Annotated in this window: 1 protein-coding gene; it reads right to left on the bottom strand. The window is 63.4% G+C overall.

Annotation, left to right across the window (positions count from 1 at the left end):
- A partial coding sequence (locus RM572_RS29335; protein WP_311676380.1) for a hypothetical protein occupies window positions 1–284 on the bottom strand: 284 nt, incomplete at its 3' end.
- Between the last annotated feature and the right edge of the window lie 151 nt (window positions 285–435).

Below are 435 nucleotides of genomic sequence, written 5' to 3'. Positions count from 1 at the left end.
ATCCGCTGGTTGAACTTCGCGAAGTCATCGCCGCGCAGCTCGTCGAGTTGGTCAACCACCGCGCCGACCTGCTGATCGCTGGCCTGCTGCATGTCGACCTCGAGTTCGAACCGAGTGCCTTCGAGGACGCCGTTGTCATAGATCAGGTCGACATTCGCCACACCGGGCATCTCCGCGATGCGGTTTCGGATGTCGAGTGCTTCCTGCTCGCGGTCGGGCGCACCGGTGCAGCCACTCAGCCCGGCCGTCACTGCAACCAACAGCGCGGCAGCAGCAAGTCGCATGTTGCTCAGCGTACGGCGGTTGAGGGGGTCCGCTGCGCGCCAATTGACTGAGCGTCAGCGCGAAGACATGCGCTAGCGTTGCCGCCCGAGGGGGCGTCATGGTTGAAAACCTGCTTGCAGACGGCGGAATCGCATATCAGATCGGCTCCAC

This window comes from Streptomyces hazeniae (genome assembly GCF_031845485.1).
GTDB lineage: Bacteria > Actinomycetota > Actinomycetes > Streptomycetales > Streptomycetaceae > Streptomyces > Streptomyces hazeniae.
The sequence above is the reverse complement of the archived record's forward strand: the minus strand, read 5'-3'. Positions and strand labels throughout refer to the sequence as shown.